The following is a 16,116-nucleotide window of genomic DNA, read 5'->3' on the forward strand; positions in this document are numbered from 1 at the left end:
CTCCACGAGGTCGGATTGGCACCGAATCATGCAGGCCATGCAGTCCTAGAGCCTTGTCAGCCAGCGCTTGGCAATCCGACAAGCAACGGTGAAGGCGGGATTGAAGACGTTGCCCACGTCATAGCGGACAACCTGCCCCATAAGATGGCTCGCGGCTCGGGCATCGAGTCCGAAATCCTCGCCAAGCCACCGCGACATCTCGGTCGTGGCGTGCTGAAGCGCCTGATCAAGCGGCCGGGCGTTGCCGATGGTGAAGATGTCGTCGGCTGTCTCGCCCCGAGGCCAAGTGATCGTCCTCTTCAGGACACGAAGCGTAACCTCCATCTCGAACGAGGTCTCAATGCCCGTGCCCACGATCTCACCGTCGCCCTGACAAGCGTGTCCATCGCCGAGGTAGAAGAGCGCGCCCGGCACGGAAACCGGGAACCAGGCTGTCGTCCCTGGGGCAAACAGGCGGTAGTCCATATTGCCGCCGTTCTGCGCACTCGTAGCGGTGGACAGCGCTTGCCCACCCGCTGGCGCGACCCCAAAGCAGCCGATCATGGGTTGCAGCGGGGGGGCGAAAGTCTCCAGCCCCTTCGCTGGTTCCTGCAGCCGCACCGTCCCGGCCTTCCGGTCAATCTCCCAGACATGGCGTTGCGGGGCCGGCCGGTCGACGATCGCGGCTGCGTCCAGCACGGTGAGCGCAAGGGGCGAATAGGTCCAGCCCGTCGTCCGGCTCGGCGTCAGCCTTTCGATGTGGACGGCCAACGTGTCCCCAGGCTCAGCACCCTCAACGAAGAACGGTCCTGTCATCGGATTCGGCCGATTGCCGACGGTTATCTCGCGAGCATCAAGACCCGACGCGTCAATCGTGTCCGCAATCACGGTGTCGCCGCTCGCAACGCGCAGGCACGGCTCCGCGGTACCGATCGCGTTGAAGTATCGGGTAGGGTGAAAGCGGTGCGTGGCCATTGCGCTCCTCGGGGATTCCTTTGATGCACATGGTGGAGTCTAGACAATGCAGACCCCGGCCCTGCTCGGCAGGCTAGGAACCGCTTGTCGCTAGGTCAATCTGAGTCGGTACGCCTGGCTAGCCCGCCTAATCCGCTCCGGTGCCCCCTCAGGCGGCTGCCAGGGCCTGGGTCAGATCCGCAATCAGGTCGTCTGGGTGCTCGATGCCGATGGACAACCTGATGGTTGATTCCAGAATTCCCATCCTCGCGCGGACTTCAGCGGGCACACCCGAGTGGGTCATGCTCGCCGGCAGGCTTGCGAGCGACTCTGTGCCACCGAGGCTCACCGCGAGCTTAAAGATCTGGAGGGCGTTCAGGAACCGGAAAGCCGCCGCCTGTCCGCCAGATATGTCGAAGGAGAAGGTCGAACCTGCTCCGGTTGTCTGTGCGGCGCTGACGCGCGCAACGGACGACGCTATTGGGCTAAAGGGAACGTAGTGTACCTTCGCGACCTTCGAGTGATCTCGCAAGAATTCTGCGACTGCACGCGCGTTCCGGTCGGCCCGTTCCATGCGGATGCTGAGCGTTTCCAGCGATCGCCCAAGCATCCAGCAGGAATGCGGATCAAGCTGTGTCCCGATAGCACCGCGTAGCGCCTTGATGGCCTTCATCACGGCACGAGCCCCAAGGGCGGCACCAGCGATCAGGTCGGAATGGCCACCCACATACTTCGTGAGGCTATAGAGAGACAGATCGGCCCCGTGAGTGAGTGGCCGCTGGAACATCGGGCCGAGCATCGTGTTATCGCAGGCCAGCACGGGAGCATGCCCCTGCTTACGGCCAATCTCATCGGCAACTCGACGCACCATCGAGATGTCCACGACACCATTGGTGGGGTTTGCCGGAGTCTCGATAAGAATCATCGAGATACGACCACCCTGAATCCCTTCTTCGGCGGCGGCCCGAACCACTGCTTCGTCAACACCGTCCTCGAAGCCGACCGCACGAAGGCCAAAGGGCGAAAGCGTTCGGGTCAGGAGCGTCTCCGTGCCTCCATACAGCGGTTGCGAGTGAAGAATGACGTCGCCGGGACGCACGAATGCAAGGAGTGCCGTGGAGATGGCCGACATGCCGGAGGAGAAAAGGGCGCAACTTTCTGCCCCCTCGAACACCGCTAGCCGGTCTTCAACGATCTCGCTATTGGGGTGGTTGAAACGCGAGTACACGAGGCCGGCGCTCTCGCCAGGCGGCAACTCTTTGCGGCCTGCGACCACGTCGAAGAAGTCGCGCCCCTCCTCCGCCGTGCGGAACACGAAGGTGGATGTCAGGAAGACCGGCGGCTTGACGGCCCCCTCGGAGAGGGCCGGATCAAAGCCGTAGTTCATCATCTGCGTCTCGGGGTGCAGCAGATGATTGCCGATGTGGGTCTTCTTGGAGTGCTTGGATGGTGTCGAGGACATCGCTTCACTCCTGTGCCGCCAGGGAAAGAAGAGCCGTAACGATTGAGGTGACCCCCGGCAATGGGGCACGCGACCGGCGGGCCGAGATGGATGCACGCCCCGAACGAAGAAGCCGACGGAACACGGTAGGATACCTCTGGCCATATCCGCCGTTTGCTGCCTCAGTCTGCTGAGAGCGGAAGCAGCACCTTAGCCAGATCCAGGTGCTCAGACTGCCTCTCTTCCAACACCGCCCCCACCACCTCCGGCGCGATCAAGGTCAGGCGCAACAGCGAGCCGAGGAAGCCTCGCTCAATTCGCCCAGGAGCCGCAGCGGCGCTGAAAGAGATGCCAGAGGATCCGCCCCGAGCTCCCAGGCGGGAGGACGGCTGGCGCTGGGTGCCGCTGTGATCGCAGTTCTGGGCTTGTCCCTCCTTCTCTGGTGGGGGCGGTGCAGGTCTTTGTATGGCTCTCGGCAAAGCTGCTCGCACCAGCGGCTTCACTGTAGGAGCCGCGTCAGTTCATCCGCACCCATCCCGAGGCGCCGGGCCTCACGCCTCGCGGGTGATGATGACGCTGGTCCGTTTCACCACGGGCCAGTGGCGACAGAGCGCGCTCTGGGCAGGGGCCAAGAAGGGCCATGTCGCCGCGCAGCACACTGAGCAGGACAGGGAGCTGGTCGATGCGCACGATCCGGAGGACGTGCCCGAGTTTGGTCACTTCGGCCGTGCTTGGCGCACTGCCCATCCGGGTGGTCCGAAGCGTCCACAGGGGAAAGACCGTGCCGTCGCAGCCCAGATGCGGGATGCACAGGAGGGCCGGTCCTGGGCTGCTCAGCCGGACCGCCGATGCAGCCAGCAGCAGAAGAGGAAGCGTCAGCACGAGCATGGCAAGCGCCAGTATTCGGTCGGTTGTCTGCATGGCAGCGGCCATAAGCGTCGAATTATGGCTGCTTGAAGGTGCTGGAGAGGAAAGGCCGGGGCCCGGTCCGATGGGCATAGGGTGGCGGGCGGCAGCGGCGTCCTGCGACATGGCGTGTGATCCGGGAGGCGAACGTGGGGGGGCGAACGCTTCGGCCTATCTCAGCAGGGACGAAGCCTGGCTGTCACGACCGCAGTGATGCTTTCGCCAGGGCCGCCGAGCATTCTGTTCTGTCGTCCTGAATCGATGCTCAAAGCTGTAAAGGCTGCGAACACCCGCGCGGCACGGCGCTCCGGATGCGCTCGCAGGCTCGTTAGGATTTGTTCATCGGCTGCGCCGGACGAGCTGAGCCTGCGACCGTCGTCCGCCCAGCTCCCTCCAGCGGTGGAATGTCATATCGATCGCCGACGGGCATAGGCCCGTGCAGATCGCGGCCTGATCCGGCGTGAATGCAGCCGGCATCTAATCCGGCGCAGGCCATTCTGACGTGATGCTGGAAGAGGCATCGTCGTTATCCCTGCAAGCGGCGAAGCAGCGTGGCCAGGCTCTGCTCCTGCACGAGCCTTGCGGCCAGCTCGGCAGGAAACCAGCATCGTTCCCGCTCACCAGCCTCGGGCCACTCGTCCAGCAGGTGGTGGACCCGCATCCTGAAGACGCCAACTTCCACTTCAATCTGGCGTCCATCCTTCAGACGCTTGCGGTACTGGTAAGCCCCTATGGAGGCTCGCTCCACCTCACCAACGGCGCCGGCCTCCTCATAGGCCTCCTTCGCGGCCAGAGCCTCCGGTGAGAGGTTCGGCTCAGCCCAACCCTTCGGAATGACCCAGCGGCGGGTTTCCCGGCTTGTCACGAGCAGAACGTGCAGCTTCCCATCCACCTCGCTGCAGGGCACGGCCGCGTATTGCGGCCCTATCCTGGGCGTGACGGGTCTGAGCTCGTCTGGATTTTCGTCCTCCGATGTCATGGAAAGAGATCCGGGCGATCGGTCGTGATGAGGGTCACTGGCGCGGCCAGCCAGTAGGCGATGGCCTTCGGTTCGTTGATTACCCAGGCGCCCAGCCGTTCGGTGCCGACATCCCGGACGAAGCGGTCCAGCTCCTCCGAGAGGAGGGCGTGATGCACTGCGACGAGGTCCACGCATGACGCCTCCAGCCCGGCCAGGACGGCATCCAGCCCGCCCTGCTTCTCAACCGAAGAGCGGTTCAGCGAGGCGAGCAGCCGGCCCTCCGGGAAGGCAACGCGCAGGCGCGCCAGCACCTCCAGCCAGAAGGAGGTGAGCACCGTGCGGTGCGCCAGCCCGCGCTCTCGGACATGGTCCGCCACCCGCGTCTCCAGCCCGGGATAGGGCTGCCCATCCGCGCCCGCCTTCAGCTCGATGTGCAGCTCGGTGCCGCTCGGGCCGAGCACGTCCAGCACCTCGTCGAGGGAGGGCACGCCTTCCTCGCCTCCCTTCAGCCGCAGCGCGCGCAGTTCCGCCATGGTGCGGGCGGCGACCGGTCCGATTCCGTCCGTGGTGCGGTCCAGCGTGGGGTCGTGGATGACGGCCAGGTCGCCGTCGGCGGTGGGATGGACGTCGAACTCTACTCCGGCCACGGGAAGGCTGAGTACGCTCCGGAAGCCGGTCAGCCCGTTCTCCGGCCAGATGTCCTTGGCGCCGCGATGGCCGATGATCCTCTTGGTCATTTCCCGGACTCGATCAGCCCCTTCACGAACCAGCGTTGCAGCAGCAGCACCACGGCCACCGGCGGGATCATGGCCAGCACGGCCGCGTTCATCGCCAGGTTCCAGGCCGGGACCGAATCCCCATGGGGAACGAGTTGCTTGATGCCGATCACCACGGTCTGCATGGACGCTTCCGTGGTGAAGAGCAGCGGCCAGAGATACTGGTTCCAGCCGAACAGGAAGAAGATGATCCCGAGCGCCGCGAGGTTTGGGCGCGAGAGCGGCAGCAGGATGCTCCAGAGGAAGCGCAGCGGCGTCGCGCCATCGATGCGGGCCGCGTCGCAGAGTTCGTCCGGGATGGTTAGGAAGAACTGCCGGAAGAGGAAGGTGGCGGTGGCCGAGGCCATCAGGGGGAAGATCAGCCCGCCATAGGAGTTCAGCAGGCTCCAGTCCGCCGCGATCTCCAGTCGCCATCCCGTCAGGCCCTGCATGAGGCTGTCCAGGCCGAAGAGCGCGACGAGGGCACGCAGTGGCATCAGCACGTCCGTCATCGCCTCGAAAGTGGGGACGATCCGGACCTCCACCGGCAGCATCAGGGAGAGAAAGATCAGCCAGAAGGCGATGCGGCGGAAACGGAAGCGGAAATAGGTGATAGCAAAGGCAGAGAGGATAGAGATGGCGAGCTTCCCCGCCGCGATCCCGACCGCCACGATCACCGAGTTCAGGAATAGCCGGCCCATCCCGACCCGGTTCCAGACCGCGGCAGCGTTCTCCAGGAAAGCGGTTCCTGGGATCAAGGGCAGCGGCACCTGCTGCACCTCCGCGGTGGTGAGGGAGCCGGCCACGATGGCGTAGTAGAGGGGCACGCAGGTCAGCAGCCCGGCCGCGATCAGCACGGCGTGGCAGGCGGCGTCCAGCCAAGGCGTGCGCTCGATCATCCGGAGACGTCGTAGCTCACCCGCCGCTCGATGAGGCGGAACTGGATGATCGTCAGGGCGATGGCGAAAGCCATCAGCAGGACCGATTGCGCGGCGGAGGAGCCGAGGTCGAGGTTCACGAAGCCATCCACATAGACCTTGTAGACGAGGATGCTGGTGCCCGCCGCCGGGCCGCCGCGGGTGGTGGCGTCGATGATCGCGAAGGTCTCGAACAGCGCGTAGACCGTGTTCATGATGATGAGGAAGAAAACGGTCGGCGCGATCATCGGGAAGGTGATGTAGGCGAAGCGCCGCAGCGGCCCCGCCCCGTCCACCGCCGCCGCCTCGATGACAGAGCGCGGCACGGCGGCCAGCGCGGCGACGAGGAAGATGTAGTCGTAGCACAGATGCTTCCAGGACGCGGCCAGAATCACCAGCGTCATCGCGTCGCCCGCCGATCGGCTGGGGTTCCAAGGGATGCCCAGCGCCTGCAGCAGCGCGGCGGCGGGGCCCACCAGTGGGTTGAACAGGAAGGCCCAGATGAAGCCGGCGATGGCCGGCGCGATGGCATAGGGCAGCAGCAGCACGGCGCGGTAACCCGATCGCCCCCGGATCACCCGGTCGGTGGCGAAGGCCAGGATCAGCCCGACGGAGAAGGTCAGCACCGTGGTCGCGATGGTGAAGATGACGGACAGCCGCAGGGATTCGAGATACTCTGCGCTGCGCAGCAGCGCCGCGATGTTCTCTAGCCCGACAAAGTGGACCGTCTGGCCGAAGGGGTCCTGCAGGTGGAAGGCCTGGTAGAGGCCGCGCACCGCCGGGATGAAGAAGAACAGCAGCAGGATGATGATCTGCGGCGCGAGCAGCAGCAGGGGCAGGAGCTGGCCGTCGAAGCCCGACGCCTTCACCCCCGCCCGGCTCGCCGCCCGTCGGGAGCGGCGGAGGAAGGCGGGCCAGGCGAGCCGCCGCGGCGTCAACGTCGGGATCGCGGTCTCGCTCATGCCCCTCTACTCAAATGGTGGGGCTCAGTAGCGCCCGGCGTTCAGGCGCTCAAAGCGGCGCAGAATCTCGTTGCCGCGGGTCACAGCGTCGTCCATGGCCTGCTGTGGCTGCTTCGTGCCGGCGAAGGCGCGCTCCGCCTCCTCCCGCTGGGCAAACATCGTCTGGGTGAAGTTGCCGAAGCGGTAGCCGAGCGAGTTCGGCGTGGGCGTCCCGCGCGCGAGCTGCAACACGGCGATCTCCTGCGTCGGCTTCTCCCGGTACCAGCCCTCGGCCTTCGCCATCTCGTAGGCAGCGTTGGTGGCAGGGACGTAGCCCGTCGCCTTGTGCCAGGCGACCTGCGTTTCCGGCTTGGCGAGATAGGCGAGGAAGGCGGCGGTGCCGGCGTTGTCGGCCTCCGGGTGGCCGCGCAGGGCCCAGAGCACGGCGCCGCCGATGACGGAATTACGGGGCTCGCGTCCCTCCTCGTGCGGAAGCCCCACCGCGCTCCAGTCGAGGTTCGGCGCCGCCATCACGGCGCCATGCGCGGCGGTGGAAGCCATGAAGGTCGCGGAACGGCCGGAGAGGAACACCGCCGTCGGGTCCACGCCCTGCCCCGCCACGTCCAGCAACCCGGCGTCGATCCAGCGCTTCATCCGCGCGAGCTGCCCGACCACCGGCGTGCGGTTGTAGGTGAACTCCGTGTCCAGCCCGTCGAAGCCGTTGCTCTTCGTGGCGTACTGGAAGTCGTTGATGGCGGAGTAGTTCTCGAACCAGCTCCAGTGGTAGTCGCCGGCCATGATGCTGCCGGGGCCGCCGGCGGCCTTCACGCGGCGAAGCTGCTCCTCCAGCGCCTGCCAGGTCTCGGCGGGCTTCTCGATCCCGGCGCGGGCGAAATGCGCCTTGTTGAAGTAAAGGATCGGGGTGGAGGAGTTGAACGGCATCGCCGCAAGTTGCCCGCGGTGCGTGTAGTACCCGGCCACCGGCTTGATGAAGTCGCCCCAGTTCAGCGAGTGACCCTGCGCCGTTAACAGCTCTTGCACCGGCAAGATAGCGCCTGAGAGCAGCATCGTCAGGAAGCCCCGCTCGTAGATCTGCACGAGCTGCGGCTGCGTACGGGTGCGATAGGCAGCGACGGTGGCGTTGATCAGCTCGTCATAGGAGCCGCGGAAGAGCGGCGTGACGCGGTACTCGGTCTGGGAGGCGTTGAAGCCGCGCGTCAGCTCCTCCAGCTTCTCGCCCAGCGCGCCGCTCATCGCGTGCCAGAAGCGGATCTCGCGCGGCCCGCCCTGGGCGAGCCCGGGGGTCGCGAGCGCGGCCGTCCCAAGGGCCGCACCGGCGGCCAGGATCATGCGGCGGGACACCTGATAGGCCATGGCGTTTCCTTCCCCTCTCCGGCCGCTTCCGCGCCGGCACGGACGATCCTGCGTGTCCGCCGGTCGCTCGCGCAGGGTAGTCATCGCAGAAGCACCTGTAAATCATGGAACACAATTGTAATACGGTGCCGCCTCGGCGGCGTCGGCCGGATGCGGTAGTGAAGAGCACCACGGAGGTCCTGGGCTTGGGCGTTTCGGACGAGCAGCTTCAGGTCCGGGTGGCCTGGCTCTACCACATGGAGGACCTGACCCAGGCGGAGATCGCGGCGCGGCTCGGTCTGACCCGACTGCGGGTGAACCGCATCCTCGGGGATTGCCGCGCCAGCGGCCTCGTCCGCGTCTCCCTCGCCTCCAGGCTGGAAAGCTGCGTCGCGCTGGAGCGGCAACTCGTCCGCGAGGGTGGACTGGCCGAGGCCGTCATCATCCCGACGCCCGAGGACCCGGAGAAGCTGCCCTCCCTGCTCGGCATGGCAGCCGGCGACTACCTCTCGCAGTATCTTGCGCGCACGGAGGTGTCGGTCTTCGGCGTCGGCTGGGGCGCGACGCTGCGGGAGGCGATCCGCCACATCTCGCCGGCGGACCGGCCGGGGCTGTGGGTGACCTCCATGATGGGCGGTCTTACGCAGGGATCGGAGCTGAACTCCTTTGAGACGGCGGGGGAGCTGGCGCGGCGGCTGAACGCGCAATGCGCCTACCTCGCCGCGCCGATCTATGCCGGCAGCGCGGCGTCCCGCGACACGATCGTGGCCCAGGACGTCTTCGCCGAGGCGCTCGCCCGGATCGAGGCCGTGGACCTCGCACTGCTCAGCCTCGGCGACCTGAGCCCCCGGTCCCTGCTCATCCGGCATGGCCTGCCGCGCGACGTGACAGCGAAGGAGCTGCGCGCCGCCGGCGCCGTGGGCGATGTGCTCGGGCAGTTCCTCGATGCCGCGGGCCAGCCGATCGCCCACCCCATCAACGATCGGGTCATCGGCCTGCCGTCGGCACGGCTGGCGGCGGTGCGGACCGTGGTGCTCGCCGCGGGCGGGGCGAACAAGCGGGCGGTGATCGCGGCCGCCCTGCGCGGCGGCATTCCGAAGGTGCTGATCAGCGACGAGGACACGGCACGGGCGGCGCTGAAGCTGGCCCGAAGCGGCGCCGACATGCCCTGACGCTCTCGGTCATGCCAGCAGCGCCTCCGCCTCCCGCACCGCCGCATTCCGCGCCTCGTAGAGGCGGAGGTAGATTCGGTGTGCCACGTCATGCGCCCGGACCCAGCGCGGATCGGCGGACAGGGTGTCGGCGCCCGGCCCCATGGCCGAGACGGCGGAGAGCAGGTCTGGGTGCAGCCCCGCCGCCACGGCGGCCGTCATGGCCGTGCCCAGCAGGACCGGCTCTGGCGTGCGGGGCACCAGAAGGTCCCGCGCCAGCGCATCGCGGTAAAGCCGCACAAGAAGCGGGTTGCGGGCATGCCCGCCCGACAGCACGACGCGGCGGATCGCGTAGCCATAGGCGTCCAGGTGATCCAGGATCTGGCGCACCTGCAGCGCGATGGCGCGGGCCGTGGCGTAATAGGCCTCCAGGAAATCCCGCTCGTCCCGTTCCTCGCCCAGGCCGAGCGACAGGGCCCGCACCCGCCCATCCCCGAGCGGGGAGCGGTTGCCCAACCAGTCCGGCACGATGTGGCGTCCCGCCGCGAAGGCCGGGCCTTCCGCATTCAGCAGCGCCTCAATCCGCGCGCCCGCGGCCGCGTGCTCCGCGGGACCGGCGCGACGCGGGCCGGCGGGGTGCGTCTCCAGCACGGCGTCCAATGCCGCGCCGGTGAGGGATTGGCCGGCCTCGTGCAGCCAGAGGCCGGGGAAGACGGCGTCGCGGAAGGGTCCCCAGACGCCGGGGATGCGACGCTCCTCCTGCGCGAACGCCATGAGGCAGGTGGAGGTGCCGCCGATCAGCACGAGTGTCCGGTTCATCGCCTCCCGGAAACCGCCATCCAGCGCCCCGAGCGTGCCGGCCTCCGCGTCGATCAGCCCGATCGCCACGGGCAGACCGGGGCGCAGGGCGAGCTCCGCTGCAGCGGTCTCCGTCAGCTGGCCGTGCAGCGCGCCGACGGGCAGCGGGGCTTCGGCCAGGGCACCGCGGTCCAGCAGGTCCGACAGGTCCAGCCGCGCGAGCAGGTCGCGCCGCCAGGCCGCCGGCCCGTCCGCAGGCAGGAAGGCCCATTTGCAGGACAGGCCATTCAGGGAATGCTGGTCCGCGCCCGTCGCCCGATGCGCCAGCGCATCGCAGAGGTCCCGCGCGCCCGTCACCCGCGCCCAGGCCGCCGGATCGTGGCGCTTCAGCCACAAGAGCTTCGGCAACTGGAACTCCGGAGAGAGCGTGCCGCCGGTATAGGCAAGCAACCGGTCGCCGGTGGCGGTGATCTCCTCCGCCTCCGCCTCTCCCCGGTGGTCGGCCCAGCAGAAGACGTCGGCCCCACCCGCCAGCGGCGGCGCACCGGCGTGGGTCAGGGCGAGGGAGGAGGTGGCGTCGAAGGCCAAGGCCAGCACGCGGTCCGCCGCGCCCGGCACGGCGGCCAGCGCCCGCCGCACCGCCGCCGTCACCGCGCCCCAGATGTCGCTGAACCGATACACCGCGTGGTGGGGCTCGGGGCGAAGAAGCGGGAATCCCTCGGCGGCGCTGGAGAGCAACCGCCCGCCCGCTTCGAACAGCCCGGCGCGGGCCGAGAGCGTGCCCACATCCACCGCCAGCAGCAGCCCCTCCACGTGGCTCATGAGGCGGCTACGCTACCGAGCGTCGGCGACGCCGTTCGGGTAGATGAGGGTCTTGATCAAGCCGGGCGCGTCGGCAGCGTGCCGGCGAAAGGCTTCCGGCGCCTCCTCCAGCCCCACGCGATGCGTGACGAGGGCGGCAACATCCACCTTCCCCGCAGCCACCAGCGCGATGGCGCGCGGATAGACCTCCCCCATGCGGCGGGAGAACTTGATCTTGAGGGCGCGGCGCCGCGCGTCGGCGGCGGGCAGGGTGTAGGTGTCGCCGTCGGGAATGCCAACCAGGACCACGCGCCCACCGATCCGGGCCGACAGCACCGCATCCCGGAAGCCGAGCGGGTTGTTCGTCGCCTCGATCACCAGAGGCGCGCCCTCGCCCTCCGTCCAGGCCTGGATGTCAGCGACGGAATCGCCGGCCCGATCGGCGCCGAGGCGCGTCGCCATGGCACGGCGGTGCTCTTGCGGGTCGATGGCCAGCACCTCCCCGGCCCCCGCGGCTTTCAGCACCTGCAGGATCAACAGCCCGATGGGACCGCATCCGAGCAGTGCCACCCGCTCCAGCAGCCGTGGCTTCGCCAGGTCCACCGCGTGGATGGCGACACCCAGCGGCTCCAGCATCACCGCATCCAGCGGGGTGAATTCGGGGGGAAGGGGGACGATCTGGCCGCGCGGCACCCAGATCCGGTTCGCCATGGCTCCATCGAAGGGCGGGGCACCGATGAACTCGACATTCGGGCAGAGGTTAGCGTGCCCTTCCTGGCACCAGGGGCAGTGACCGCAGGCCTTGTTCGGATCCACCGCAACCAGGGCGCCCCGGCGGAGATTGAGTTCCGCGATGTCCTCGGTCAGCCAGCCGCCGAATTCATGGCCCGGGATGAACGGCTCCCGGATCTGCGCCGAGCCGATGCCGCCATCCTTGTAGTAGTGCAGATCGCTCCCGCAGAGCCCAACCGCCGCCACGTCCAGCAACGTCTCGCCCGGGCGGCCCTCGCGCAGGTTGAAGGGGGCGACGCGGGCGTCGTGGGCGGCGCGCAGGTAGAGAGCTTGGGGCATCGGCACGCCTCACATTCTGCCGCCGCCCATTACATCTGTAAGATGGAAGAGACAAGAGTTTGGGTATCGATCTCGAAGTCTTCTCCGGCCGGCCGCACCCGCCTTCTGAAGCTGGTGCGAAAGGTGGTCTCTTCGCACCGCCCTTTGGAACGTTTCCACCTCTGCCCCCATTCCGGCGCGAGCACGGGTTAACCCCGACCGCCGGACAGATCCGAGTGCGTCGCCGGCACGCTCGGACCACCTTTGGTACTGGTCTCCTGCCCGCCACCCGAAGAAGGTGTGCGCCCGGTTCCTCTTGCCACTCCAACTTTCCACAACATCTCCGTGATGGACGCGGACCGCCCCTCGTCCAGCAGCCTCTGGTACAGGGACGCCCGCGCCAGAGCCGGGTCGGCCTGCGCGCGAGCGAGCCCGCGATCAGGGCGGTCAGTCCCGCGTCAACTCGAAGGTCCCGCGGGTGCTGCTCGGCCGCATGCCGGGCTCGATGACCCGAGTGTAAAGCACATCGCCGACCAATTGGTCGCGCGAGATCAGGTCCTCCAGTTCCGTCACGAAGGGGTTCTGGCCCATCATCAGAGTGCCGGAGGCCACGAGCCGGCCCTCTCGGGAGAGCCAACCGGTCAGTTGTCCAGCGCCGATGAGACCACCGTATGCGTCGAACCGCACCACCACCGCGTCGTCAGGGCCGACGCGCGTCACCGACAGCCGGAGCCCACCGCGGCGGCCGAGCGTCTCGTTGTAGGTTGTCCCGCTGAAGGCCCCTGGCGTCGGCAGAGCAATTGCCCCGTTCGGCCCCGCTGTCTCAAGTTCCGGCCGGGGCAGGACGCCGCTAGGCCGGACAGCACCTGTACGGCCGCCGTTCGGAGCGAGCCGGCCCGGGGTTGGGTTGGTCGCCCCCGCAGTAACTTCGGGCACTGGTCTGACTGACGGTGGGCCGGGAGCCGCTGCGCGGGGCACGGCCGCCGCACCGGGCTCCTCGCCCGGAGCGCGCGGCCTGACTGGGTCGATCCAGGTTGTAGGCCCCAGAGCCCTGCTGCCGGCCGTTGTAGGGCGCTCTTCGGCAGAGGCCCAGGATGGAGTGTTGGGAAGCAGCCAGCCCGCTAGGACGAGAGCGGAGACGATTAAGACCGGGAGCAGGTGCGTCAAGCGCTGTCGCGCCTGCCGCGGAATGCTCCGCTCGGAATGCAACTGCGGCTCGAGCCGGAGCGCCACTCTGATTGCCCTGGCCTGGTTCACGTCGTGCTCCTGTGCCGGATGGCGAACCGGCCGACGCCTCACTGTCTGCACCTTGCTCCTGAACGCGCCCAGGCCAGCAAGGTCACGAAGCAGCGGGTGAGCACTGACCAAGAGAGGGCCGGCTCCTCGACCCGTCAGTCCGGTATAGCGCCGAGCCGGCCAGGAACGACGGCAGCGGCGCAGGTCGTGTTACCTCCGGTCGCTGCTTCCCCTCCGGAATGGTCTCGATCCCATCAGCGAAGAGCAAGGTCTGGGGAAGCAGGGAACTGAGGAGGCCTCACTCGATCTGCTCCGCCGTCATCTCGGCAATCGGTACATACTGCCTCTCGCTCAGCGGCGGCGGGTACTGGAACGCCCAAGCCAGTGCCTTCCGCAGCGTCGGATCAGCGTGGGTCCCGACCGCCAGCGACGGGAGAGCCAGTTCCCTCTCGCCTGTGCACTGTGTCGCGCCTTGATTGCGTGACGAGCGTCTGTGGCCACCATAGGACGAGTTGATCCTCCGCATCGAGGACGTGTCTTCTCATACCCCAGCATGGTTCTTGCGAGCCAAGCGCAACTGCCCAAGTCTCGCCAGACGCGGGCAGGAAACGCAGAGGGGGTTAGCCATTGCCAGAGGATCCGTCCCGAGTTCCTAAGCCGGAGGACCGCTGGCCGCTGAGTGCCGCTGTGATCGCAGTTCTGGGCTTGTCTGTCCTTCTCTGGTGGGGGGCGGTGCAGGTCTTTGTCTGGCTCTCGGCCAAGCTGCTCGCGCCTGCGGCTTCACAGTAGCGGCTGCATCAGTTTGGGATTGCCCCATTTCCGTGGACACCCATGATGCTCATGCATGAGATGTCCGAGGGTTGGCAGAACACATCCCCCTCATGCGCCGGAGCTGCGGCATTGGATTGTCGAGTTGGTGCGTGCCGGATGTGATCCGGTGAGCCTTTCCCGTAATTCGAGCTGCCGGTGCAGGCCTTCCGGTCAAACGTATGCGTTTGACGGGTGGCCACGGCTAACCGGGCAGAGGGCCGAGGCAGTCCGGACTTTACACCGGCTCCGGCGGCGGCGCGCTGACGACGGCCAAGCGCGAGAAGTTCGCCTGGCCTCGGTGCGAGAGCCGTCAGCTTCGCGTGGAATGCGGGATTCTCTCTCTATCCGCGGCCTGGCTCGCCTGCGAGACCGGGGCGATCCCGTTCCGGGTCCTCGCACTGATGAGGGCGAACCAGGCCTGCTCTCCAATCGCGACGCCGGCCCGCATGGCCGTCTTCATCTCCATTGGGGATTGGTACAATCCGCTCTGCCTTCTCGGACCTCGGCCACAAAGCCTCCGCCACCTAAGAAGAGGAGCAATCCCACTCCGCCCCAGCACTCCCCTGATCTCCAAGACCCGCAACCGTCGACGAGAGCAGGTCAACACGAGGGGCGACGCAGAGCGGCCTGTGACAACAGAGGTCCACGAGGAGCCCAGTCGCTTCAGCGACCCAGTCTAGCCTTGTCACCCTATGACGCCGGAAGAAGGTCATCACAGTCCGGCACGGATCTCGTTATAGCTGCGACAACCGCACTATTTGCTCGGATAGGCGCTGCCATCCGGCAGCCGCTCGGGTCGGAATGTCGGCGCCACGCAGCACGCGCCGTTCTGGGGGCATTCCCCATTATGCAGCGCCCACTCCCACTCCGCGGCTGGTTGTCCGGCCACACCTCACCTCCTTAGCTTCAACGTGGTCGGCACAGCATCGCAGAGAATACCGTCGGAAAATTTGACAGGTCTGCTCGAGGCGAAAGAGACATTCTAAAGAGATCCGGATTTACTCTGCAATTCTCGTAAGTTACGTCCCAAAGGGCGTCTGGCACACTAGCTGCGTATGCTGCCCCGGCGAGCCTCGCCCGCTGGACCGACAGGCCCCGTCGGTCGCGCTACTCCGCCAGAAGGATCGAGCCATGAACCACATTCCCAGACCCATTCGGCGATTGCTGATGGCCTCCGTCGCCGTCTTGGCGACGGCGGGCGCGCCTGTGCTCGCGGCCCCTCTCTTCACTGTGCAGGAAGGATCGGTGCCCGGCAGCTTGCCAAATCAGTTCCAGGCCGATCGGATCAGCTTCAACTATGAGGGCCGGATCGTGCAGACGATCAACGGCGGCTCATTGGCTGGTGCCGATGATCCCTTTACCGAATCCGGCTTCCTGACGAAGGCCTCGTTCGCGATCGGTGGTTCGGCACTTCCGTCGCAGCTCAACGGGTTCGGCACGGGCGGCTATGGAATCTACGGCATCTTCAACCTCGCGGGAGAGGCCGACCTGCTGGCAGGTGGTGGCATCCAAGCGAACTTCACTTCTGGCTCTCTCCAGCTCGTCCTCGACGTGAATCAGAACACCACCCTCGGTTTCGCCGGTAACACAGCAACAACGACCGGCGGCACCGCCGATGACATTGTCCTCGCCAACATGACCTTCGTCGTGGGGGAGGCGCATGTCTTTGGCGGGCTGGCCAACGGCGACTTCGACACGATCTTCAACCTGACCCTCACCGCGGCCGGCCAGGCGTTCTTCGTGGCGCCGAACCCTTTCTTCCCGCTTGAGAACTTCGGCGGTAACACGCAGACAATCACGGGCGCGAGCCTGACCCAGAGCTTCGTCGCGACCGCGACGGGCGCCGGGACGGAGCTCTTCCTGACCGCCGTTCCGGAGCCGGCCACCCTCGCCCTGTTCGGCGCCGGCCTGCTCGGTCTTGGTCTGGTTCGTCGGCGCAAGGCGGGCTGACCGTCACGGCAGGCCAGAATAGGAAGGGGCGGCCCAATCGAGGGCCGCCCCATTCTTAGCTGCCGGACGTTGATCGTGAGATGGATCGGCAATCCCGCCGGACAGCGTCCATC

General features: G+C 67.1%; 13 protein-coding genes. 2 read left to right on the forward strand and 11 right to left on the reverse strand.

Annotated elements, in window-relative coordinates:
• Positions 1-45: 45 nt before the first annotated feature.
• From ACP6CK_RS15970 to ACP6CK_RS16005, 8 genes are all read right to left on the reverse strand, one after another.
• Positions 46-954 (reverse strand): acetamidase/formamidase family protein, encoded by a 909-nt coding sequence (locus ACP6CK_RS15970; protein ID WP_426954286.1) that lies wholly within the window; start codon positions 952-954, stop codon positions 46-48.
• A gap of 148 nt (positions 955-1,102) precedes the next feature.
• Positions 1,103-2,395 carry a cystathionine gamma-synthase family protein gene (locus tag ACP6CK_RS15975; RefSeq protein ID WP_426954287.1) on the reverse strand — a complete coding sequence of 431 codons (1,293 nt, stop codon included), beginning with the start codon at positions 2,393-2,395 and terminating at the stop codon, positions 1,103-1,105.
• Between the two features lie 495 nt (positions 2,396-2,890).
• Entirely contained in the window at positions 2,891-3,406 is a 516-nt protein-coding gene (locus tag ACP6CK_RS15980; RefSeq protein WP_426954288.1) for a sugar transferase, read from the reverse strand.
• Positions 3,407-3,806: 400 nt separating this feature from the next.
• Complete coding sequence (locus ACP6CK_RS15985) at positions 3,807-4,259, reverse strand: NUDIX hydrolase (RefSeq protein WP_426954289.1); 453 nt, start codon at positions 4,257-4,259, stop codon at positions 3,807-3,809.
• Positions 4,256-4,978: a glycerophosphodiester phosphodiesterase family protein gene (locus ACP6CK_RS15990; RefSeq protein ID WP_426954290.1), complete on the reverse strand. Its 723-nt coding sequence runs from the start codon at positions 4,976-4,978 to the stop codon at positions 4,256-4,258. Before ACP6CK_RS15990 ends, ACP6CK_RS15985 begins: the two co-directional genes overlap by 4 nt.
• Positions 4,975-5,895 carry an ABC transporter permease subunit gene (locus ACP6CK_RS15995; RefSeq protein WP_426954291.1) on the reverse strand — a complete coding sequence of 307 codons (921 nt, stop codon included), beginning with the start codon at positions 5,893-5,895 and terminating at the stop codon, positions 4,975-4,977. Before ACP6CK_RS15995 ends, ACP6CK_RS15990 begins: the two co-directional genes overlap by 4 nt.
• Positions 5,892-6,875, reverse strand: a complete 984-nt coding sequence (locus ACP6CK_RS16000) for an ABC transporter permease subunit (RefSeq protein WP_426954292.1) — start codon at positions 6,873-6,875, stop codon at positions 5,892-5,894. The genes ACP6CK_RS15995 and ACP6CK_RS16000 overlap by 4 nt, the downstream gene beginning before the upstream one ends.
• 24 nt (positions 6,876-6,899) lie before the next feature.
• Positions 6,900-8,228, reverse strand: a complete 1,329-nt coding sequence (locus tag ACP6CK_RS16005) for an extracellular solute-binding protein (protein WP_426954293.1) — start codon at positions 8,226-8,228, stop codon at positions 6,900-6,902.
• Positions 8,229-8,386: 158 nt separating this feature from the next.
• On the opposite strand from ACP6CK_RS16005, the gene ACP6CK_RS16010 reads away from it, so the two are divergent.
• Entirely contained in the window at positions 8,387-9,379 is a 993-nt protein-coding gene (locus ACP6CK_RS16010; RefSeq protein ID WP_426954294.1) for a sugar-binding transcriptional regulator, read from the forward strand.
• A gap of 9 nt (positions 9,380-9,388) precedes the next feature.
• Here ACP6CK_RS16010 and ACP6CK_RS16015 read toward each other — a convergent pair whose 3' ends face one another.
• From ACP6CK_RS16015 to ACP6CK_RS16025, 3 genes are all read right to left on the reverse strand, one after another.
• The gene (locus tag ACP6CK_RS16015; RefSeq protein WP_426954295.1) at positions 9,389-10,978 is read right to left on the reverse strand and encodes an FGGY-family carbohydrate kinase; all 1,590 of its coding nucleotides are present in this window, start codon (positions 10,976-10,978) and stop codon (positions 9,389-9,391) included.
• Positions 10,979-10,990: 12 nt separating this feature from the next.
• On the reverse strand, positions 10,991-12,028 hold the full coding sequence (locus tag ACP6CK_RS16020; protein WP_426954296.1) for a zinc-dependent alcohol dehydrogenase: 1,038 nt from the start codon (positions 12,026-12,028) through the stop codon (positions 10,991-10,993).
• 426 nt (positions 12,029-12,454) lie between these two features.
• A complete protein-coding gene (locus tag ACP6CK_RS16025; RefSeq protein WP_426954297.1) occupies positions 12,455-12,727 on the reverse strand; it encodes a hypothetical protein in 273 nt (90 codons plus the stop codon).
• Positions 12,728-15,184: 2,457 nt separating this feature from the next.
• Here ACP6CK_RS16025 and pepA point away from each other — a divergent pair.
• Positions 15,185-16,003 (forward strand): flocculation-associated PEP-CTERM protein PepA, encoded by an 819-nt coding sequence (gene pepA / locus ACP6CK_RS16030; protein WP_426954298.1) that lies wholly within the window; start codon positions 15,185-15,187, stop codon positions 16,001-16,003.
• Positions 16,004-16,116: the final 113 nt, after the last annotated feature.

Origin of the sequence: Muricoccus radiodurans (genome assembly GCF_050154705.1) — a bacterium.
GTDB lineage: Bacteria > Pseudomonadota > Alphaproteobacteria > Acetobacterales > Acetobacteraceae > Roseomonas > Roseomonas radiodurans.